Source organism: Mesorhizobium sp. BHbdii, from assembly GCF_053848045.1.
The window spans coordinates 1-412 of sequence record NZ_JBSPKX010000282.1; the positions used below are offsets into that span (position 1 = coordinate 1).

The 412-nt window shown below is 59.0% G+C and carries 1 protein-coding gene; it reads right to left on the bottom strand.

Translation table 11 applies throughout. The features are described from left to right. A partial coding sequence (locus tag ACWTU8_RS33045) for a glycoside hydrolase family 99-like domain-containing protein (RefSeq protein ID WP_455851405.1) occupies window positions 1-412 on the bottom strand: 412 nt, incomplete at both ends.

The following is a 412-nucleotide window of genomic DNA, read 5'->3' on the forward strand; positions in this document are numbered from 1 at the left end:
CAGAACCCCGAGACACCGTACTGAAGGGCAATCTCGATCTGTTCCTTCTGGATGTCCTTCACCCTCAGGTCGTAGAAGCCGAGGTCCGCGGGCAGCTTCGGCTGATAATGACCATCGAACTGCGGCGTGGCGCGTGTCACATTCGTCCATTCCGTGAAACCCTTTCCCCAAAAGGCGTCATTTTCAGGAATCGGGTGAAACTGTGGTAGGTAGAAGGCTATGAGGCGCGCCTTTAATGCGGCGGGTCGCCTCTCGCCGGATCGCGGCACGTAGGTGTCGGGTCTCTGGATGGCGCCGGCATTTGAGCCCGGAGCACGCCGGGGGCTGCGCCCCTCGCTCTTGCCGAAACGAATGTAGTGATCCAACGGATTCATCGACGCGGCAGCCACGTCGGGATTTTTCATCAGATAGT